At 63.6% G+C, this 19,092-nt stretch carries 20 protein-coding genes and 1 tRNA gene; 10 read left to right on the plus strand and 11 right to left on the minus strand.

What is annotated here, in order from left to right:
* Positions 1 to 149 precede the first annotated feature (149 nt).
* The 3 genes from DAAJ005_RS09210 (at position 150) to DAAJ005_RS09220 (ending at position 2,978) form a co-directional block, all read left to right on the plus strand.
* Positions 150 to 1,373 (plus strand): MFS transporter, encoded by a 1,224-nt coding sequence (locus DAAJ005_RS09210; RefSeq protein WP_151846862.1) that lies wholly within the window; start codon positions 150 to 152, stop codon positions 1,371 to 1,373.
* A gap of 334 nt (positions 1,374 to 1,707) precedes the next feature.
* The gene (locus DAAJ005_RS09215; RefSeq protein ID WP_151846863.1) at positions 1,708 to 2,658 is read left to right on the plus strand and encodes a ferritin-like domain-containing protein; all 951 of its coding nucleotides are present in this window, start codon (positions 1,708 to 1,710) and stop codon (positions 2,656 to 2,658) included.
* A 235-nt stretch (positions 2,659 to 2,893) separates the two neighbouring features.
* Positions 2,894 to 2,978, plus strand: a tRNA-Leu gene (locus DAAJ005_RS09220).
* Between the two features lie 71 nt (positions 2,979 to 3,049).
* On the opposite strand, the gene DAAJ005_RS09225 is transcribed toward DAAJ005_RS09220, so the two are convergent.
* From DAAJ005_RS09225 to DAAJ005_RS09260, 8 genes are all read right to left on the minus strand, one after another.
* On the minus strand, positions 3,050 to 3,829 hold the full coding sequence (locus DAAJ005_RS09225) for a S9 family peptidase (RefSeq protein ID WP_151846864.1): 780 nt from the start codon (positions 3,827 to 3,829) through the stop codon (positions 3,050 to 3,052).
* A complete protein-coding gene (locus DAAJ005_RS09230) occupies positions 3,826 to 4,659 on the minus strand; it encodes an RNA methyltransferase (RefSeq protein WP_151846865.1) in 834 nt (277 codons plus the stop codon). The genes DAAJ005_RS09225 and DAAJ005_RS09230 overlap by 4 nt, the downstream gene beginning before the upstream one ends.
* Positions 4,656 to 5,174: a histidine phosphatase family protein gene (locus DAAJ005_RS09235; RefSeq protein ID WP_151846866.1), complete on the minus strand. Its 519-nt coding sequence runs from the start codon at positions 5,172 to 5,174 to the stop codon at positions 4,656 to 4,658. The genes DAAJ005_RS09230 and DAAJ005_RS09235 overlap by 4 nt, the downstream gene beginning before the upstream one ends.
* Complete coding sequence (locus tag DAAJ005_RS09240; protein ID WP_151846867.1) at positions 5,171 to 5,719, minus strand: DinB family protein; 549 nt, start codon at positions 5,717 to 5,719, stop codon at positions 5,171 to 5,173. The genes DAAJ005_RS09235 and DAAJ005_RS09240 overlap by 4 nt, the downstream gene beginning before the upstream one ends.
* Entirely contained in the window at positions 5,716 to 7,101 is a 1,386-nt protein-coding gene (locus tag DAAJ005_RS09245) for an FAD-dependent oxidoreductase (protein ID WP_151846868.1), read from the minus strand. Before DAAJ005_RS09245 ends, DAAJ005_RS09240 begins: the two co-directional genes overlap by 4 nt.
* Before the next feature lie 199 nt (positions 7,102 to 7,300).
* Positions 7,301 to 8,227: a carbohydrate ABC transporter permease gene (locus DAAJ005_RS09250; protein WP_151846869.1), complete on the minus strand. Its 927-nt coding sequence runs from the start codon at positions 8,225 to 8,227 to the stop codon at positions 7,301 to 7,303.
* A complete protein-coding gene (locus tag DAAJ005_RS09255; protein ID WP_151846870.1) occupies positions 8,220 to 9,152 on the minus strand; it encodes a carbohydrate ABC transporter permease in 933 nt (310 codons plus the stop codon). The genes DAAJ005_RS09250 and DAAJ005_RS09255 overlap by 8 nt, the downstream gene beginning before the upstream one ends.
* A gap of 169 nt (positions 9,153 to 9,321) precedes the next feature.
* Entirely contained in the window at positions 9,322 to 9,570 is a 249-nt protein-coding gene (locus DAAJ005_RS09260; protein ID WP_151846871.1) for a hypothetical protein, read from the minus strand.
* A 215-nt stretch (positions 9,571 to 9,785) separates the two neighbouring features.
* Here DAAJ005_RS09260 and icd point away from each other — a divergent pair, with 215 nt between their 5' ends.
* The 5 genes from icd (at position 9,786) to DAAJ005_RS09285 (ending at position 13,418) form a co-directional block, all read left to right on the plus strand.
* Positions 9,786 to 11,030: an NADP-dependent isocitrate dehydrogenase gene (icd, locus tag DAAJ005_RS09265; RefSeq protein WP_151846872.1), complete on the plus strand. Its 1,245-nt coding sequence runs from the start codon at positions 9,786 to 9,788 to the stop codon at positions 11,028 to 11,030.
* A 296-nt stretch (positions 11,031 to 11,326) separates the two neighbouring features.
* Positions 11,327 to 11,602 carry a hypothetical protein gene (locus DAAJ005_RS09270; protein WP_075836496.1) on the plus strand — a complete coding sequence of 92 codons (276 nt, stop codon included), beginning with the start codon at positions 11,327 to 11,329 and terminating at the stop codon, positions 11,600 to 11,602.
* Positions 11,599 to 12,366: a class I SAM-dependent methyltransferase gene (locus tag DAAJ005_RS09275; protein ID WP_151846873.1), complete on the plus strand. Its 768-nt coding sequence runs from the start codon at positions 11,599 to 11,601 to the stop codon at positions 12,364 to 12,366. Before DAAJ005_RS09270 ends, DAAJ005_RS09275 begins: the two co-directional genes overlap by 4 nt.
* A 91-nt stretch (positions 12,367 to 12,457) precedes the next feature.
* The gene (locus DAAJ005_RS09280) at positions 12,458 to 12,946 is read left to right on the plus strand and encodes a Panacea domain-containing protein (RefSeq protein ID WP_151846874.1); all 489 of its coding nucleotides are present in this window, start codon (positions 12,458 to 12,460) and stop codon (positions 12,944 to 12,946) included.
* Positions 12,947 to 12,953: 7 nt separating this feature from the next.
* Entirely contained in the window at positions 12,954 to 13,418 is a 465-nt protein-coding gene (locus DAAJ005_RS09285; protein ID WP_226342661.1) for a hypothetical protein, read from the plus strand.
* 221 nt (positions 13,419 to 13,639) lie between these two features.
* Here the strand turns inward: DAAJ005_RS09285 and DAAJ005_RS09290 are convergent, their stop codons facing one another.
* Positions 13,640 to 14,776, minus strand: coding sequence for an acyl-CoA dehydrogenase family protein (locus DAAJ005_RS09290; RefSeq protein ID WP_151846875.1), 1,137 nt, complete (start codon positions 14,774 to 14,776; stop codon positions 13,640 to 13,642).
* A 210-nt stretch (positions 14,777 to 14,986) separates the two neighbouring features.
* Between DAAJ005_RS09290 and DAAJ005_RS09295 the strand changes: the two genes are divergently transcribed.
* Positions 14,987 to 16,423 (plus strand): LGFP repeat-containing protein, encoded by a 1,437-nt coding sequence (locus DAAJ005_RS09295; protein WP_226342662.1) that lies wholly within the window; start codon positions 14,987 to 14,989, stop codon positions 16,421 to 16,423.
* Positions 16,424 to 16,449: 26 nt separating this feature from the next.
* Here the strand turns inward: DAAJ005_RS09295 and holA are convergent, their stop codons facing one another.
* Together holA and DAAJ005_RS09305 are read right to left on the minus strand one after the other, a co-directional pair.
* Positions 16,450 to 17,352: a DNA polymerase III subunit delta gene (gene holA, locus DAAJ005_RS09300; protein ID WP_151846877.1), complete on the minus strand. Its 903-nt coding sequence runs from the start codon at positions 17,350 to 17,352 to the stop codon at positions 16,450 to 16,452.
* Positions 17,349 to 18,212, minus strand: a complete 864-nt coding sequence (locus tag DAAJ005_RS09305) for a serine/threonine-protein kinase (RefSeq protein WP_151848482.1) — start codon at positions 18,210 to 18,212, stop codon at positions 17,349 to 17,351. Before DAAJ005_RS09305 ends, holA begins: the two co-directional genes overlap by 4 nt.
* Before the next feature lie 148 nt (positions 18,213 to 18,360).
* On the opposite strand from DAAJ005_RS09305, the gene DAAJ005_RS09310 reads away from it, so the two are divergent.
* The gene (locus tag DAAJ005_RS09310; RefSeq protein ID WP_151846878.1) at positions 18,361 to 19,065 is read left to right on the plus strand and encodes an HAD family hydrolase; all 705 of its coding nucleotides are present in this window, start codon (positions 18,361 to 18,363) and stop codon (positions 19,063 to 19,065) included.
* Positions 19,066 to 19,092 lie beyond the last annotated feature (27 nt).

Below are 19,092 nucleotides of genomic sequence, written 5' to 3' on the forward strand. Positions count from 1 at the left end.
GTGCGAATAGACTACCCTACTTTCAGAGAGTCTGAATCGTTTCAGATTCCAGACTTGAAGGATTGTGCAAGCCTGCCAGCTTCGTTTCTGAGGGTATTTCGTTAAGTTCTTCACCTTTTCTCTTTCCCCGCTTCTATTGAGGAGTCAGCATGTCCGTCAGTCCTCTCCAACTTGGCCGCGCCGAATCTGCCCGGCGCGCCGTCAGCCTGATCTTTCTGGTCAACGGTGCATTCTTTGCCACTTGGGCTGTGAATATTCCGGGGGTCCGCGACGCCCTCAGCCTCAGCGAGGCGCAGATTGGCGGGGCCTTGCTGGCGATTGGCCTGGGCGCGCTGATCACCATGCCCTTGACCGGTGGCTGGACGGCGCGTTACGGCAGCGGCCCGGTCACGCGCGTGGCCGTGGTGGCCTGCATGGTGTCGCTGGCCCTGCCTTTTCTGTCCCCGAATTACCTGGGCGTGGTGCTGGGCCTGACCGTCATGGGGGCCGCCAACGGCTGCCTGGACGTGGCCATGAACGCGCAGGGCGTGACGGTGGAGCAGGCTCTAAAACGCCCGGTCCTGAGCCGACTGCACGCCTATTTCAGTCTGGGCGGCGTGCTGGGCGCGGCACTGGGAACCCTGCTGGTGGGCCGCGTGCCGATGCTGACGCATGTGCTGCTGGTGGTGGTCATCACGACAGTGGCCGGCGTGCTGGCGGGCCGCCTGATGCTGCCGGATTCACCTGTCACGCAGACGCAGGAAGCGGGGCCGGCGGCTCAGCCTTCCCGCCGCCGCATAGGCATCAGTTCCGCCGCGTTGCTGCTGGGCCTGCTGTGTTTTCTGGGCATGCTCTCGGAGGGGGCCAATTATGACTGGGCCGCGCTGTATTTCCGCGACGTGCTGGGTCAGGCGGGCGGCAACGCGGGCATCGGGTATGCGGCCTTTGCCGTCACCATGACGCTGGGCCGCTGGTTTGGTGACCTTGCGCGCACCCGGCTGGGCGACGAGGCCATCGTGCGGGTGGGCGCGGCAGTGGCGGGCCTGGGGCTGGGAGTCGCGCTGCTGGCGCAGGGGCCGGTGGTTGCCACAATCGGCTTCGCGCTGTCGGGCCTGGGCCTGAGCAACGTGGTGCCCGTGCTGTACGGCGCGGCGGGGCACGCGCTGGCCGGACGCGGCATCGCGCAGGTGGCCACCCTCGGCTACGGCGGCTTTCTGCTGGGGCCGCCGCTGATCGGCTTCGTGGCGCAGGAGGTGGGGCTGCGTCCGGCGCTGGGCGTGGCGCTGGCCGGGGCCGTGCTGGTGGCGCTGCTGGGCGGCGCAGCCTTCGCGCTGGTGCGGCGCACGGGCGCGGGACCGGGTCAGGCGGTGGCTGAGAACAGCTCTCCCTCATGAGCGCGCGTTAAAGGTGCGAGTCCAGCAGGGATGTCAGGCCCGTCAATCCCGGACAGGACGGCTATTCCACTCTTTCTTTTCCGATGGAAAAACAGCGACTGGCAAGGCTATTCTGCGTTCAGAAAGGGCTGGATTGTCCGTGCGGCTCCCATGAGGCTTTACCCAATCTTAAGGCCCACGTTCATGTTGATCCAACCGGCTCCCGCCTGCTTATAGCTGGCCAGAAGGACAACATGGCGAAGGGGTCAATTTCTGAATGACTGGGCAGATCCACCCTTTTGCGTCCTTACTTTGCCCGCTTGTCCCCTCGCCTCTCACCCTTTGGAGGAAGACCATGAGCAACGAAATCAATGAGAAGACACTGAACCGCCGTAAATTCCTGGGAGCTGCTGGCGCTGTCGGCGCAGGCACGCTGTTGGCAAGCTGCGCGCCCGGCATGACCGGCGGCGCGATGGCGGCAGACAAGAAGCCCAACCTGGACGGCACCATTTTCAACTTCGCGCTGAACCTGGAGTACCTGGAAGCGGCCTTCTATCTGGCCGCCGTGGGCCGCCTGGAAGAGCTGGACGCGGTTGGCGGCGACAGCAGCAAGGTCATCCTGCCCGCAGGCTTTACCGGCAAGGGCGGCAAGGGCATCAAGTTCGAGTCGGCAGACGTGGCGGCCTACGCTAACGAAACCGCCTCCGACGAGCTGAACCACGTCCGCATCATCCGCACGGTGCTGGGCAAGGGTGCAGTGGCCCAGCCGATGATCGATCTCGGCCCGGCCTTCCTGGCAGCGGGCAACGCAGCTTCGGGCGGCGCGATCACCGGCTTTAATCCCTTCGCCAACGATCTGTTCTTCCTGCACGGCGCATTCATCTTTGAAGACGTGGGCGTCACCGCGTACAAGGGCGCAGCCCGCTTCCTGTCCGATACCTCGGCAGGCGGCAACCTGGAAAACGCCGCTGGCATCCTGGCCGTCGAGGCCTACCACGCCGGCATGATCCGCACCCTGCTGTACCAGCAGCGCAACACCCAGGTCACCCCGGCCCTCAAGGTCAGTGACGTGGTGGCCGCCATCAGCAACCTGCGCGACTCTGTGGACGGGGCCAGCGACGTGGACCAAGGCATCCTGGACGCAGCGGGCGGCTCGAACATCGTGCTGGCCGACGCCAACTCCATCGCCTTCAGCCGCACCCCCCGTCAGGTGGGCAACATCGTCTTCCTGAAGGTGGACGCGGTCAAGGGCGGCTTCTTCCCCGAAGGCCTGAACGGCGACTTCGCCGCGATCCTGGCCCTGTAAACCTGATTTCTACGCTCCCACGCGCTGTCAACCTCCCTTGACTGTGTCCCGGAGAAGTGAGCGCCCCAACCCCGTTGCGGGCTGGGGCGTTCGCCTTTGTTTGCCACGCTTCCGTGTGCAGACCTGCCGCGCCCCTTGACAGTTGCCAGACTCGCCAGTAAAGTAACTGAGCCTTCCGAAACGCCCCCACGGGCGCAGCTACCAAGCGGGAGGGCAGCACCAAACGAGTAGGATTGCCGAGGTGGCGGAATTGGTAGACGCACTAGTTTCAGGGACTAGCGCCGCGAGGTGTGTGGGTTCAAATCCCATCTTCGGCACCACAGAGCAGGAAAGGAAGACCCCCGATAGAGATGTCGGGGTTTTTCCCATGTGTTGTGAAAGACCATGCGTGTCAGCGCTCCAATACGGGTTCCAGAAAAGCCACCACGGCGTCGCGCATCCCCTGGCTGGTGTAGTGGCCCACGCCCGCGAAGATGAGTTCCTGGAAGAGGTCCGGCTGACCTGCCTGCCTGTACGCAGCTCTCAAAGCCCCAGCAGTGGGTTCATGGTGCGCGCCGGGTGGGAAAGTCGGGTCATTGCCTCCGCTGGCCAGCAGCAGAGGTGTGGGCGCAAAGTTGTCCGCGTGGGTGTTGGGGCGATTGGCCTCCAGAAACGCCCGGATCTCCGGGTCTCTGACTTCTGGCTCGTCCCACACCCCCGAGGTGATCAGCGCCGCCACCTTCTCGATCTGTTTCTCGGTGCGCGCCAGCGTCAGCGCCACGTAGCCGCCCATGCTGGAGCCGACGACGCGGGTGGGCAGTGGGCCGTGCAGCTCCGCGAGTGCGTTAAGCAAAGCCGGAGCCTCGGCCACCGAGCGGCGCACGCTTTCCCAGACATATTCGCGGGCGTTGAACCTGGGCGGGGTATCGGCCAGGCGTTCGCCATGCAGCGGCGCGTCGGGAATGACCACTGCCGTGCCGCGCGTCGCCAGTTCGGAATACACGCTCAGCTTGCCCTCCTTGGCGGTCCAGGCCCCGTGATAGACGAGGCAGACGGCACGTATCGCCTCGCCTTCCGGCGGCAGCTCCAGCAGGCAGGGAATTCCGGCCAGCACTCGGCGCTCAACACGGTAGGGCAGACCGTTTGCTGTGGGTGCGGCGTGCGGATCATCGGGGTTAAAGGGACGGCTCACAGTTTGCCTCTGGCCTGCGCGGACAGGCTCATCTCATACAGCAGAATGGACGTCGCCACCGCCACATTCAGGCTCGACGCCGATCCTGCGATGTCGATTCGCAGCGTCACGTCGCACAGCTCGCGCAGGGCGGCGCTCATCCCGCTCGTCTCGTTCCCGGCCACTAGCACTGTAAATCCAGCAAAGTCGTAGGCCCGTGCCGTCTGCTCGCCATGTTCATCGGTGCCCACCACGCGCACACCCTCCACCCGCTGCTGTACGGTGTCCAGCCACTCCCGGACCTCTGCCGGGCCGGGGAAATGCACTACGGGCACAGCCAGCAGCGAGCCGGTAGAGGCGCGGATGGCCTCGCGGCTGTAGGGATCGACGCCGTGTCCCACCACGCCCACGCCGCCCACCCCGAAGGCGTCGCAGGATCGCACGATGCTGCCCAGGTTGCCCGGATTTCCCGGACGGTCCAGCAGCACCACGCGCCCGTCTGGAGAGGTGGGCAGCCGGGACAGGTCATTGCTGGGCAGCCGCAGCAACGCCATGATCTCGCTGCCGTCGTTGCGGTCCGTCAGCAGTTCGTAGCCCTGAGGGGCAATCAGGAAATGCCGGGCCGCCTGCGCCCGCTCCAGCACGTTGTGTCCCCAGCGCGACAGCGAAGTGTCTTCGGGGATCAGCAGCGCGTCAAAGGTCCAGCCGTGTTGCAGGGCCAGATTGATCGGGCGCACACCCTCCACCACGAGCAGGCCATGTTTGCGCCGTTTCTCGCGGTTGCGGCCCAGCGCCTCCAGAAGCTGGAAGTCGGCGTTCTCGGAATGGATGCGGATGATGTGCGGCGTCAAGGTTCCAGTCTGACGCGTTCGGCCAGCCCCTCCGCCCAGCGCCAGACATCCGGGTTTCTCAGGTCTGCCCAGCCGCCGTAATCCAGCCCCAGCAGCAGCGCCAGCAGGTTGCCGTGGGTGAAGATGGCGGTGAGGCCATGCGGGTTGTGGGCGTCATTCAGAGCGGCCAGGGCGCGGGCCTTCGCAATCCCGCCAGATTCGCCGCCCTCCAGACAGAGTTTGGGATCAAGGAAACTGGCCTTCAGCGCCGTCTGCCAGTGGGGGAGATCGCGCCCGCTCAGCACGCGCTCGGTCAGTCGCTCGTCTGTCTCAATTTCCAGCCCCAGCGCCTGTGCCAGTGGCCGCGCTGTATCCACCGCCCGCACCCACGGACTGCTGACGATCCGGCTGACGGCGTGCTGGGAAAGCTGTTGCGTCAGCTTCTGCGCCTGCTCCTCGCCCTCAGCCGTCAACGGGGCGTCTGGGGCCTGCCCGCTGGCCTTCGCGTGTCGGATGAGCAGAAAGCCGCCGCTCATTCTTTCTTCTTCGGCGCGACGTGTTTCCGCAGAATTCTGATCTGCCCCCGGTGGCTGACCTCATCCTCCATGACGTGAAACCAGGCCCAGTGCTGATTCATGTCGTCGTAGGGGGCGGGCAGACGCGAGGCCAGCCAATCGTCATCTTTGGTCTCAAAGGTTTTCAGGGTGAGTCTGCGGGCAGCTTCCAGCTCGGCCAGTAGCGTGTCCAGACTCTGCCCGGTGGGAGGCGGCGTGCCTTCCTTGCCCATCGTCAGCCCGCCCATGATGGCCCCGTCCATTTCGCCAAAATCGCGGCCCTCGAACGACATCATCTGGTAGATCCGGTCCACCGCCGCGATATGCGCCAGAAGCATTCCGATGGAGTTGCCAAAGCCTTCTGGCACAACGTCCAATTGCTCCGTCGTTAGTCCCTCCACCGTTTGAAGTGTGGTCAGGCGGGCGTAGTTCATCATCTCTGCCAGAGCGCCGATCTGCGGCGTGTACTGCGGTTCGGGTTCAATTCGGTAGGCACGCTCGGATTGCAGGGTTATGGCTCGGCTCATATGTTTCCTCCTAGTCGTCTGAGTTCAGTTTGGAGTGCGTCCATGTCAATATCCCGCACGCGCCCCCCATGATCACGCGCGGCCCAGGCGGCGGCGATTCCGGCAGCCTCGCCCATGCTGTGGCAGTTCTGTTGAACGCGGATGGCCGATTGCGCCTCAAAGGTGCTGCTGGCCGCCCGCCCCGGAACGAGTAGATTGGAAATTCCAACAGGAACGATGGCCCGGAACGGAATCTCGTGGTAGGCGTCCTTCGCAAAATACGGCGCGGTGCCGTCGCGCTCGTGCAGCAGCTTTGCGCCGCCCTTGACGCTGTGAATGTCCACCGGATAGTGGTTGCGGCAGATGGAATCGGGGAAGCGGGCGCAGTCCAGAATGTCGTCCAGCGTCAGCGTGTACTCGCCCACGATGCGCCGCGACTCGCGCACGCCCACCATCGGGGCCACCACGCCGATAAACGCCGTCTCGCAACCGGGTAGGAATTGACGGCAGAAGGCGGTCAGGCGGTCAATCGCCTCGCGTCCGTCCACCTGCGCGGCGCTGAGTTGCCAGGGATTAGCGCCGTCATGCAGATCGGCGCGGATGCGTGGGCAGTTGAAGCTGATCTCGCCGGGCCTGCCCGGAATGCTGAAGCCCTGGAAATAGTCGCCGTCGCGCTCCAGCAATACCCCGTCTGTGACTGCCGCCCGGAACAGCGGTTCCAGCGTGCTGTTCTTGCCCCACACCATCCAGAAGTGCATGAAGTTCTCGCCCGTCTGCCCCTGCCCGTTGCTGTTCAGGAAGGCGCACAGCCGCGCCGTATCCACCCCCGCCAGCGTAAAGCGAAGGCTCATGGCCTGATGAATGCCGTTCTCGTCGCCTGCGTGGAAGGGAACGCCCGAGCGGGTGGCGAGGTCCGCGTCCCCGGTGGCGTCAATGAAAACAGCGGCACTTAAGGCTTGCAGGCCGCCTTTGTTGTGGATGACGAGGGACTCGATCTGCCGTGCCTTCTCGCCATCTGACAGCAACGGCTGAACTATGTGCGTGTGATACAAAACCTCGCCGCCTGCCTCCAGCAGCATCTGCTCCAGCACAAATTTCATGCCTTCGGGGTTAAACCAGTTGTCGTTGCCGCCAGGGTCAACTGCGCCGTCGCCGCGTGCCAGCATTCGGGCTTTCAACTCGTCCGTCAGACCCCGGTTCAGGTTCTCGCCCGCCGAGACATTCCGCATCAGCGGCGTGACCCAGGCGTTGGTTCCGGTCCCGCCCAGACTGCCCAGGGCCTCGATGACCAGCACCCGCGCTCCGGCTCTGGCGGCGGCGATTCCGGCGATTGCGCCAGCCGTGCCACCCCCGGCGACGATCACATCCCAGGTCTGGGACTGGGTGGAGTAGGGAAGGGTCATAGTCGCCCGTTTTCTGGGGTGGTTGCCACGGTTTTACCCCTCAGTCTGCTTCGCAGCCAGCTCCCCTCAAAAGGGAGCCAAGGAGAGCGAAAAACCGCGCAATTCCACAACCCTTGCCTCCCTTCTAAGGGGAGGTGGCGCGTAGCGCCGGAGGGGTTAGGCTGTGATGCAATCCCAGAACACTGAGTAAAAGACAACTTCACCCCTTGACCGCCCCCTCCAGCCCCTTCATAAAGTACTTTTGCCCGAAGGCGAAGACGATCAGGATGGGAATAATCGTGATCACCGCGCCCGCCATCACCGCGCGGCTGTTGGTGCTGAAAGTCCCGCTGAGTTCCAGCAACCCCGCCGAGAGGGGCAGCATGTTCTTGTCGGGCAGCATGATCCGCGCCCACAAGAATGAATTCCAGTACGCCACGAATTCCAGGATGGCAAAGGCCGCGATGGTGGGCATTGCCAGCGGCAGCATGATCCGCCGCCAGATGGTCAATTCCGAGCCGCCGTCGATGCGGGCCGCCTCGATCAGTTCCAGCGGAATGGTCAGGTACGCCTGCCGCAGCAGAAACAGCCCCACGATACTCGCCAACCCCGGCAACACCACCGCCATGTATTGCCGGATGGCGTCAAGAATCGGGTTGGTCTGTTGCAGCAGCCCCAGCTTGATGGTGGTGATGTAATTGACGATCAGCCCCGACTCGTTAGGCAGCACCATCAGCGCCAGAATCGCGTAGAAGATCAGATCACGGCCCGGAAAACGCATCTTTGCCAGTGGGTAAGCGGCCAGCGTCGCCAGCGTCACCGTCAGCGAGACGCCCAGCGTGCAGATGATGACGCTGTTCAGGATCAGCCGCCAGAACGGAACGGTGGTCCCCTTCCACATCTCGGCGTAATTGCGGATGCCCACCGCCTTGGGCAGAATCTTGGCCTCGTAGATGTTCCCGGTGGGTTCAATGCTGGTAATGAATGTCCAGTAAAACGGGTACAGCATGATCAGCGCAATGACGATCAGCACGGCGTAGGCCAGCAGATCAGTCAAAAAGCGGCGTTGCTTGCGCTTGGCCTTCAGTTGCGCCGCCAACAATGCATGTGGATCGTTCTGAATGGCAGGGTGAGAGGCTTTAAGCATCGACTTTGCCCCCCCGCGTCAGGCGGAAGTTGATTAGCCCGAAAATAATGGAGATGAGGGCGATGATGATTCCTCCTGCCGCCGCCAGCCCGTACTTGTAATCCTGAAAGGCCCGCGAATACGTGTAAAAAAGCGCCGTGTACGTGCTGCCCGCCGGATAGCCCTGGGTCATCACGTAAATTTCCTCGAACACCTTGATGGCGCTGATGGTGGACAGCAGGCTGCACACCAGAATCGTGGGCCGCAGCCCCGGCAGCGTGATGTTCCAGAACACCTGCACGCGGCTTGCGCCGTCGATGGTGGCGGCTTCCTCCAGCTCCGGGCTGATGCTTTGCAGGCCCGCCAGATACAGCACCATGTAGTAGCCGATGCCCTTCCACAGCGTCACGAACATCACGGCGTACAGCGCGGTGGCGGGGTTATTCAGAAAACTGCCCTTCTGCGGGAGGCCGATAAAGCCCAGCACCGTATTCACCGCGCCGTCCTGCTGATACATCCAGTTCCACATCAGCCCCACCACGGCAAAACTGGTCACGACGGGCACGTAAAAAGCGGTGCGAAAAAAGCCGATGCCTTTCATGGGCCGGTTGACCAGCAGCGCCACCAGAATGGCGATCACCTGAATCACCGGCACGATCAGGATGTATTTGAGGCTGTTCTTCAGCCCGGACCAGAACTGCTCATCGGCAAACAGCTCCCGGAAGTTTGCCAGCCCCACCCACTCTGGCGGGCTGATGATGTTGTACTTGGTGAACGCCAGATACGTGCCGAAGATGACCGGCCAGGTGTGGTAAACGACCAGCAGGATCAGGAATGGCATCAGGAAGGCGTAGGCGATCAGCGTATTGCGGGTGGTCACTTTCGCACCTGTTCCGCCGACACGGTGCTGTTCTCGGCGCGAGGCTCGCCGGGGGGTTGTGGTCATGTGCGAAGGATAAAGGTTGGATTGGGCTGCGGGGTGTGTTCCGTAGGTGGCAGGCCGCAGTGGAGAGGGTCCGCCCCATCCCTTCCGGTTGTCTGGCATTCAGACCATGAAAAAGCCCCCACCCACATGGGGCAGAGGCCGGGACTACGAGAGCCTGACGTTTCGGGACTTAGTGTCCGTCGCCGTCCTTGGCTTCGTTCTTCCCTTCGTTGTAGCTGGCATTTGCTTCGGCATTGTGGACTTCGGCCTTGGCACGGTCTTCCACGGCTTTCGCCTTGTCGCCCATGTTTTCCAGGGTGCTGCCGCCTACCTTCGATGCCAGATCGTGTCCAGCGGCGCGGGCGCGGTCAGCCCCCTCGTTAATCTTGGCCTTGGCGGCGTCCAGCATGTTCTCGGCAGTGCTTTTATCGTCACTCACGGTTAAATACCTCCTGAAATTGGATTCCTGTTTAAGGTGCCTTCACCATGCGCCCCCGCACTGGGATTGGGATGAGGTCAGGCTTCAGAGACCGTTATCACAGAAGGGTATCCCCGGTGCCAGCCGCTCAGCTTGCACACTGAACCCCCCTCAAACCCGGACGGTAACACCCGGAGCCTCTCCCCGGATGGCCGCGAGGCGCTAGATTGAAGGTTATGAGCAGCCATATTCAGCGGCCCGAACAGGGCGAGAAGATCAGCATGCAGGGCGACAAACTGAACGTCCCCAACCATCCCGTCATTCCCTTTGTGGAGGGCGACGGCACTGGCGCGGATATCTGGAAGGCCAGCGTACGCGTGCTGGACGCCGCCGTCGAAAAGGCATACGGCAACGAGCGCAAGATCGAGTGGATGGAAGTCTACGCGGGTGAGAAGAGCGTGCAGGTCTACGGCGAGGGCCAGTGGCTCCCGCAGGAAACCATCGACGCCTTCGACGAATACCTGATTGGGATCAAGGGGCCGCTGACCACCCCCGTCGGCGGCGGCATCCGCAGCATCAACGTGGCCCTGCGCCAGGAGCTTGACCTGTACGCCTGCGTGCGTCCGGTGCAGTACTTCGCGGGCGTGCCCAGCCCCCTCAAGCACCCCGAATACGTCAACATGACCATCTTCCGCGAGAACACAGAAGACATTTACGCAGGCATCGAGTACATGGCCGGAACCCCCGAGGCCGACAAGGTGCGCGATTTCCTGGTCAAAGAGATGGGCGTGACCAAGATCCGCTTCCCCGACAGCTCGTCTTTCGGTGTCAAGCCCGTCTCCAAGGACGGCACCGAGCGGCTGGTGCGCGCCGCCATCCAGTACGCCATCGACAATGACCGCAAGAGCGTGTCGCTGGTGCATAAGGGCAACATCATGAAGTTCACCGAGGGCGCGTTCCGCGACTGGGGCTATGAACTGGCCAAGAACGAATTCGGCGCGAAGGAAATCGACGGCGGCCCGTGGTGCGAACTGCCCAACGGAATTGTCATCAAGGACGTGATCGCCGACAACTTCCTCCAGCAGATTCTGCTGCGCCCCAAGGAATACGACGTGATCGCCACGCTGAACCTTAACGGCGATTACATCAGTGACGCGCTGGCAGCACAGGTGGGCGGCATCGGCATCGCGCCGGGGGCGAACATCAACTACGTGACTGGCCACGCCATCTTCGAGGCCACCCACGGCACCGCGCCCAAGTACGCGGGCAAGAACGTGATTAACCCCAGCTCCGTGATCCTGTCCGCCGAGATGATGCTGCGCTACATGGGCTGGATCGAAGCCGCCGACATGATCCTGAAGGGTCTGGACGCCACCATTGCCCAGAAAGTGGTGACCTACGACTTTGCCCGCAACATGGAAGGCGCGAAGGAAGTCAAGACCAGCGAATTTGCCGACGCGATCATCGGCAACATGGCGTAAAGCCTGAGTTGAGGGAAGGGGCCGGGGCAGGTGCTTCCGGCCCCTTCTCTTTTTGCTGTCTGGAAAACGAATCATTCAATCAGCTTCACGGCCAGCTCGCCTCAAGGGAAGCCAAGAAAGCGCTATTGGACGGGCAATTCCAAAACTCTTGCCTCCCTTCAGAAAGGAACTGGTGCGGAATGTAGGACTCGCAGAATTGCGAACCAGAGGGGGTTAAACCATGACAGCAACTCTATAAACCCACACAACACGTCTTGTGACCTCCCAGCCCCGCCCAACTGCCCTATCCTTTCAGCATGGCAAGACTGATTCTCGCTGCTGTCGGCGTCGTGCTGCTGGCCATTGCGGCCCTGGCGCTGGTGTGGCTGCTGGGCCAACTGCTGGTGGGCCTGGGCGCGTTTGTGGTGGGAACGGCGGCGGTGCTGTGGCGCTTGCTGGGCTTCTTGATCCTGGCGGGGGCACTGGGCGGGCTGGTGTATTTCCTGGCGAGCGCGTGGCGGCCCTCGGCGCGCGTGGCAGCGGCTCCCGAAACGGTGCGGTTGAAGAAGGCGGCGCGGAAGGCCAGAGCGTGACCAACCCAGACCGCTTTCTGGGCCGCGCGGGTGTGTACGCCTCCGCCCGCCCGACATATCCCCCGGCGCTGGGCGAGTGGCTGGCCGGTTTGGGCCTGCTCTCTGGCCGGGTGACGGATGTGGGGGCGGGAACGGGGTTGTTCACTCGGCTGCTGCTGGCGCACGGAACTGGGCCAGATTTCGCCGTAGACGCCGTGGAACCCAACCCGGAAATGCGCGCCCAGCTTGAAACGGCGCTGGATCATGAAGTGAAGGCAGGGCGTTTGCGGGTCCATGACGGCACTTCAGAGGCCATGTCTCTGGCTTCCGCTTCTGTCTCGCTGATCACTGCTGCTCAAGCTGCTCACTGGTTTTCCCCCGCCCCCACCGTGCAGGAGTTCCGGCGTGTGCTGGTTCCTGGCGGGCGGGTCTTGCTTGTCTGGAACGACTGGCGCGGCGTGGATACACCGTTCAATGCTGCGTACCGCGAAGTCGTAACCCTTTTCAGCCGCGAGGACGGCGAGCTGATTTCGCGCGTGCCGGAGCAGGAATTGCCTGCGCTGATGCCGGGGGGCTTCAAGACCCAGGCTTTCGACAATCCCATTCCCTTTACCCGCGAACGCCTGCGCGCCCTATCGGGAAGCGTCAGCTATCTGCCGTCTCCGAACGATCCTCAGTTTGCGGTTGTGGGGCAGCATTTGGACACAGCCTTCAAAAATCACGCAGTCGAAAATCATGTCACGCTGACCTACCAAACATATGCCTATCTGGGGCGATTGGACTGAACGGCTGGCCTCTTTCTTCTGGCAGTGTTACGCTGTAGTCAGAACGAGTTGCTCTGAATGAACAGCTTTAACACAAAGGAGGACGCCCGCCATGACCATTGCCATCGACGATCCCACACGCACCGGATACGCCGCCGAGGTGGTGGCGAACGCCTTTCTGGAACTGGCCCGCACGGAAGGCCGCAAACTTACGCAGATGCAGGTGCATAAGCTGGTGTACATCGCGCACGGCTACACGCTGGCGCTGCTGGGCCGCCCGCTGATGTACAACGCGGTGCATGCCTGGCAACGTGGCCCGGTGGTGCGTCAGTTGTGGCAACACTGGGGTGAACGGGGCAGGGTGCCGATTGCTGCCCCCCTGCCCGTCGCCCCCGGCGAACCCGAACTGAACGGTGACCAGGAGGCGATGGACGTGATTCGCAGCGTCTGGAACGGCTACGGCGGTATGGACGGCGGCGCACTGTCCGGTCTGACCCACCGCGCGGGCAGTCCGTGGTCCCAGACCTACGGGTTGCAGGACAACCTGATTCCCGACGAGATTACCCGCGAGTACTACACCCGTCTGGCTCGGAGTGCCTGACCAGACGGTGCCTGAACCTTCTGAACTGGAGCGAATTGGCCCCGTCCCGGCACCTCAGCCTCCAGCACCAGCTCTCGCCGCGCACAGTGACACTCAGGCGGCCATTGAGCGGGCCGTGCAGCAGGGTCTGGAGAGCGAACGCCGCTCGCCAGCCCAGGGTGCCGATCTGGAGCGTCTGACCCGCCAACTGCGTTACCGCGAGGCGGTGGATCAGCGTCTGTTGCGGCTGGGCGTGGGCGCAATCGTGTTTATTCTCTCCGCAGGCTGGCTGGCCGCCGACGTAACCCTGACGCTGGCGGCGGGATGGGGAGAGCTGGGCGGGCGGCCCTTCCGTCTGGAAAGCAGCGTGCTGGTGGCTTTTCTGACCACCAGCACGGCGACGGTGATCGGGTTGTTTCTGGTCTTCCTGCGCTGGCTTTATCCGCAGACGAATGGAAATGAGGAGAGGGAGCCGGAGCCGGACAGGCGGTGAAAAGCCCTCTCCGCAGGGCAGGGGAGAGGGCTGGATGTGGGGTCTTTATACGGATTCCGTCTGTTTCATGCAGAAATCGTGATAGCGCCGATTCCTGCACTCCACGCCCGGAATCCATTTTTCTCCTGCTCACTGTCTTGTCCAGAGCAGCGCCCATGAGGACGCTTGGACGTCCATTCAGATTTTCAGGTGTTGTCAACACCTTTCAATCGGAGTCCGTATTACTTCAGCAGATTCCGGGCAATCACCACGCGCTGAATCTCGTTCGTTCCCTCGTAGATCATGTTCAGCTTCACGTCGCGCAGTAGCTTTTCCACTGGGTACTCGCCCACGTAGCCGTAGCCGCCGTGGACCTGAATGCCCTCGTTGGCGGCGCTGAAGGCCATTTCCGAGCAGTATGCCTTGGCAATCGCGCTCTCGAAGCCGTGCGGCATTCCCTGGTCCACCAGCCACGCGGCCTTCTGGTACATCAGGCGGCCCGTTTCAATGCCCATCGCCATCTCGGCCAGCTTGAATTGAATGGCCTGAAATTCGGTAATGGGCTTGCCGAACGCCTCGCGCTCCTTGGCGTACTTGATGCTCTCTTCCATCGCGCGGCGGGCAATGCCCACGGACCCGGCAGCCACCGGAATACGCGTCTTGTCCAGCGTCTTCATGGCGATCTTGAAGCCGTCGCCCAGGCCGCCGAGTTGGTTTTCCTTGGGCACGCGCACGTCCTCGAACACCAGTTCGCTGGTCAGGCTGGCGCGCTGGCCCATCTTGTGCTTGATCTTGTTGTGGCTGAAACCCTCGGCATCTTTCGGCACCACCAGAGCCACCGTCGCCTTATGCCCGCCATTCTTATCGGTGGTGGCAAAGACCACGTTAAACTCGGCCAGCCCGCCATTGCTGATCCACATCTTCGCGCCGTTCAAGATCCAGGCGTCGCCGTCGTCGCGGGCCATTGTCGCCATCCCCGCCGCGTCCGAGCCGTTGCCGGGTTCGGAGAGGGCAAAGGCGGCCAGCCCAGCTTTCTCGGTCAGCGGTCCCAGGAACCGGGCCTGCTGTTCCTCGGTGCCGCCGATCAGGATGGGGGCAATTCCCAGTTCGGAAGCCATCAGCACGGTGTAGATGCCCATGCAGCCGTAGGCCAGTTCCTCGCCGATCAGGCATTCGTCGAACATGCCCAGGCCCAGGCCGCCCGCGTGTTCGGGAATGGTAGGGTTCAGCAGGCCGACTTCAAATGCCTTTTCCACCACCTGCCACGGCAGTTCTTCACGACGGTCATACTCGGCGGCAATCGGAATGATTTCTTTACGGGCAAAGTCGCGGGCGAGTTGCTGGAGCTGGCGCTGTTCATCGTTCAGGGTGAAATCCATGCTGGACACTCCTTGCAAGAGGCTGGGGGAAAAGTGGTGGGAACTTAATTAGACTGGGTTCAATTCTATCATTTCGGGAGGTGGGCGTTGTGTTCTGCCGCCCACTGCATGTCCACCTCTGCCGATCATGGCCCGGTCACGGCCCGCCGGGTACAACCGACTTGCAGCCGGGGGGAGAGCCTTTCCGAAGCCTGCAAGGAGGCGGCAGGGATGCAGAACAGAATCACGCACAGCGTCAGGATGGACATCACCGACGACGAGACCTTCGGCAGCGACGAACATGCCCATGTGACCCGTGGGGGAACGCTGGTGTTGGACACTGCCCGGCCAAAGCTGACCGATCTGACCATCGGCAAGTGCGGCGGCGAGGTGCGGGTGGAACTGAGTGTCACGTATCGGCAGGCGGCGGGCGGCGCGGTCAGTGTGTCGGGCCGCGCCCTGCTGTATGAGGGCACCAGCGAGAACACCACCGATCTGGATGGCCGCGCCAGTTTTGACGGCACGGTGGCCAGCGGGGCCTCGCGCGGCTTCAACGTGCGCGTCCGCAACACCGACGAGGGCGGCGATTTCGCGGATATTCGTGTGGACGTGAACAACCTGGCCCTGAACGAGAACGATCCCTGCCCCAACATCGACGCCAAGGCAGCAGCGCTGGGGGCGGGATTCACTGGCAACGCCGTGTCCGGCTGCGAGGCAGTGCGCGGGGGCCACCGCAAACGCTTTCAGAACGCCGACATTTACTATTCGCCGTCCAGCGGGGCGCATGAGCTTCACGGCGAAATCCGGCGCAAGTACGACAGCAGGGGGGGGCCGGACAGTGATCTGGCGTTGCCCGTCACCGATGAAACCGGCACCCCGGATGGTGTGGGGCGCTACAACCACTGCTCTGGCAACGGCAGTATCTACTGGCATCCCCGCACTGGCCCGATGACGGTGCGCGGCGGCATTCGTGCCCGCTGGGCGCAGACCGGCTGGGAGCGCGGCGCATACGGCTACCCCACATCGGATGAGCTGAACATCGGCCAGAACCCGTGGCAGTGGTACAGCGACTTTCAGAACGGCGTGATCTTCTTCGAGGGGAGCGGCGTGGTGGAACCGGCCACCGCCAGCCTGAGCGGCGCGCAGGTGCTGGCTGCTTTTGCCGCTGCCTTTCGCCGCCGCACTGCCGACGATCCCCGCGTGAACATCGATTCCGTGGTGGTCATTGGCGTCAGCGACAGCGCCTACGACTTCACGCGTAGCGGTAACCGGGTGGTTACCTACCGCGTATCCGGCGAGATCAGCAGCGGTCACTGGTACATCCCTGATCCCAATTTCGAGGTCACGATTCCGGTGCAGTTCGCCGCCTCGCCCCCGCCCGACGCCCGGCGCGAGGTGGCCCTGAGCGCGCGGCAGGCCGGGGTGATCGGCATTCATGTGGACAATTTCGCGGGTCTTGGCATCCACGACGTGGCAAACGCCCTGCATGACAAACTGGCAGCCATCTTTAACCGCCCGATAGCGCTGGGCAGCGTTCCTGCCATTGCCGGTCTGCTGAGCTTCAAGGTCATGAAGGACAGTGGCCTGACCCTGTACTTCCGCCCCGATGTGGCCGGACGTTTTGCCGCCGGGGCGGCGCAGACTATGCTGAACGACATTCGGATTTGAGGGCAAGCGCTCCGGGCGATTCCCTCCTACACGCTCAGTTGCACGATCAGCCGTTCCAGCGTGACCCCGGCGTCCAGGCCACGTTTCATGGCCAGATCGGCGTCCAGAATCCGGCCCATGTGGGTGCGAATCTTGGCCTCGTTCAGCTTGCGGGCCACGTCCAGCGCCTTCTTGGCCGGATACGGCTTGACGCCCAAGCGCTGGGCTGCTGCCGTCTCGGTGACGCGGCCTTCCTCTTGCAGCAGGGCCACGCAGCGGACCACCAGACTGTATTGCCAGACCACCGCGCCCATCAGCTTGAAGGGGTCCTCGCCGGAAGCCAGCAGGCGGCGCAGTTGCCCCACCGCCTCACCGGGGCGGCCTGCCGTCGCCGCGCCCAGCATGGCAAAGCTGTCTCCCGGCGGCTCGCGGCCCACGATGCGCTGCACGCTCTGGCGGGTGTGCGGGCCGCCCAGCAGGGCCAGCTTGGTCAGTTCGCTGGCAATGCCCGCTAGATCGGAGCCGAAGACCTCGGCCAGATAAGCGGCGGCGTCCCTGTCCAGCGGGAGCTTTTGCTTCTTGGCGTACTGCACCACCCAGCCACTGATTTCGCCGGGCTTGCTGGGCGCGGCGGAGACGATCTGCTCGCCGCGTGCCTGATACAGCTTGCTGCGCGTGGCGGGGGCCGTTTCGTCCAGCACGGCCACCGTAATTGCCGCGCCCGCCAGCAGTTCCAGCAGCGCCTTATCGGGCTTGACGCCTTCAAAGTCCACGATCACGCCGCCGTCTCCAAACAGACCGGGGGACAGGTGTGGTCCCAGGGTCTGGGCCGTCACGTCGTCACCGCCCAGCCGGGGCAGATCGCGGGGGTTCAGGCCGCGCTTAATCAGGGTTTCGCGCAGGGCTTCCTCGGCCAGAAAGCGGTTGCCGGTAAAGGCCAGCAGGGTCAAAAGCCGCCGTCCTCCGCCGCACAGTCTTCTCGTGTACCGTGGAGGACTTTCACGGCGGCTTCGGGCAAATCGGCATGGGGCAGGGCGGGCAACCCCAGCGCCAGCCGGGCCTGACACAGCTCGTCGTGCATGCCCACGGCGCTGCCAGGGCGCTGCGCCGGATCGCGCGACAGGGCGGCGCGCAGCAGGGGGTGCAGCGCCTCCGGGCCGGGCAATTCGGCCCGCGTGGTGTGAATACCCGCCAGCCAGCCCAGCGCGTCGGCGTAGGGCGGCTCGCCGGCCAGACAGTCGAACAGCAGCACGCCCACCGAATACAGGTCGCTGCGGGCGTCGCCGCGCATACCGTAAAACTGCTCCGGGGCCATGAAATGCGGCGTGCCCATACGGGTGCCGCTGTGGATGTCCAGCGGCAGGTGCAGGGCGTGGCTCATGCCGAAGTCGATGATCCGCACCGTGTCCCAGCGGGCCAGTCCGCCCTGAAGCAGCACATTTTCTGGTTTCAGGTCCTGATGCGTCACGCCCTGACCGTGCAGGTAAGCCACGCCGCGCAGCAGGCCCATCCCGACGGACGTGGCCTCATCGATATCCAGCGGCCCTTTTTCCAGCCGCTCGCGCAGGGTACCGCCCGTGATGAAGGGGAAGATCAACTGGGTGGGCGAGGCCGCCAGCAGGGGCACCAGGGCCGGATGATTCAGCGCTGCCGCCACCCGGCCCTCGTGTTGAAAGCGGGCCAGGGCATTGGGATCGTCCACCATCAGGGTTTTGACGAACACCGATAGGCCGCGCCACTGCCCCGCCTCGCTCAGAACACCGCCCCGTTCGGCCAGCGGCGTCCGCGCGGTCAGCTCCTGTGGTGTCATCAGTTCCTGCACTCCTTTACTGTAGGTTAAATGCTTCACAAAATCAGTAACCTGATGTAGGGTCCGTCACTCTCGCCAGGTTGTGGCCGTTTCCCCCTTCAGCGCCACGCCACTGCGGCGCAGGGGCACGGCGTTTAGACTGCGGCCCATGCTGTCATCCTCTGCCTCCACGCCTGACGCGCTGCGCGCCGTCGTTTTCGACTTCGACGGCACCATCCTGGACACCGAGACCCGCGAATTCTGGCACTGGCAGCAGCTCTATCAGCAGCATGGGCGCGAGCTGGCGCTGACCGACTGGCAGCGCGGCATCGGCACCTGGGGGGCGTTCGATCCCTGGGCGGGTTTGCCCGAGGAGGTGCAGGCGGACCGCGAGAGCGTCCATGCTGGGCTGCATGAGCGCATCCTGGCCGACATCGCGGGGCAGGATCTGCGCCCCGGCGTGCGCGGCGTGCTGGAGGGCTTGCATGCTGCCGGATGGCCGCTGGCCCTGGCCACAAGCAGTGACCGCCGCTGGGTCACGCGCTGGCTGGAGCAGCACGGGCTGCTGAATCTGTTTGAAGTCCTGTGTACCAGTGACGATGTCCGGCGCGTCAAGCCAGACCCGGAACTGTATGTGCTGGCCGCCCAGCGCCTGGGCCTGCGCGCACAGGACTGTCTGGCCGTGGAGGACAGCCTGAACGGCGGAATCGCTGCTGTCGCTGCTGGAATGAGGCTGGTGGTGGTCCCCAACGACGTGACCCGCACCCAGCCCTTTCCCCCCGAGTGGGCCAGATTGAACGACGGCTTCTCGCTGGGACTGGTGGGCCTGTTGGAGGCGGCGGGCGTGAACGGGCCGCAGACGACTCAGTTCTAGTTCAGGCAGAGAGAGAGGGACAGAGCA

This window comes from Deinococcus sp. AJ005 (assembly GCF_009017495.1).
Classification (GTDB): domain Bacteria; phylum Deinococcota; class Deinococci; order Deinococcales; family Deinococcaceae; genus Deinococcus.

Bases quoted from the DNA above. Each gene is read 5' to 3' on its own strand.
- DAAJ005_RS09210 (WP_151846862.1), top strand. From the start codon at position 150: ATGTCCGTCAGTCCTCTCCAACTTGGCCGCGCCGAATCTGCCCGGCGC.
- DAAJ005_RS09215 (WP_151846863.1), top strand. From the start codon at position 1,708: ATGAGCAACGAAATCAATGAGAAGACACTGAACCGCCGTAAATTCCTG.
- DAAJ005_RS09235 (WP_151846866.1), bottom strand. From the start codon at position 5,174: ATGAGCGGCGGCTTTCTGCTCATCCGACACGCGAAGGCCAGCGGGCAG.
- DAAJ005_RS09240 (WP_151846867.1), bottom strand. From the start codon at position 5,719: ATGAGCCGAGCCATAACCCTGCAATCCGAGCGTGCCTACCGAATTGAA.
- DAAJ005_RS09245 (WP_151846868.1), bottom strand. From the start codon at position 7,101: ATGACCCTTCCCTACTCCACCCAGTCCCAGACCTGGGATGTGATCGTC.
- DAAJ005_RS09250 (WP_151846869.1), bottom strand. From the start codon at position 8,227: ATGCTTAAAGCCTCTCACCCTGCCATTCAGAACGATCCACATGCATTG.
- DAAJ005_RS09255 (WP_151846870.1), bottom strand. From the start codon at position 9,152: ATGACCACAACCCCCCGGCGAGCCTCGCGCCGAGAACAGCACCGTGTC.
- icd (WP_151846872.1), top strand. From the start codon at position 9,786: ATGAGCAGCCATATTCAGCGGCCCGAACAGGGCGAGAAGATCAGCATG.
- DAAJ005_RS09270 (WP_075836496.1), top strand. From the start codon at position 11,327: ATGGCAAGACTGATTCTCGCTGCTGTCGGCGTCGTGCTGCTGGCCATT.
- DAAJ005_RS09280 (WP_151846874.1), top strand. From the start codon at position 12,458: ATGACCATTGCCATCGACGATCCCACACGCACCGGATACGCCGCCGAG.
- DAAJ005_RS09290 (WP_151846875.1), bottom strand. From the start codon at position 14,776: ATGGATTTCACCCTGAACGATGAACAGCGCCAGCTCCAGCAACTCGCC.
- DAAJ005_RS09295 (WP_226342662.1), top strand. From the start codon at position 14,987: ATGCAGAACAGAATCACGCACAGCGTCAGGATGGACATCACCGACGAC.
- DAAJ005_RS09305 (WP_151848482.1), bottom strand. From the start codon at position 18,212: ATGACACCACAGGAGCTGACCGCGCGGACGCCGCTGGCCGAACGGGGC.
- DAAJ005_RS09310 (WP_151846878.1), top strand. From the start codon at position 18,361: ATGCTGTCATCCTCTGCCTCCACGCCTGACGCGCTGCGCGCCGTCGTT.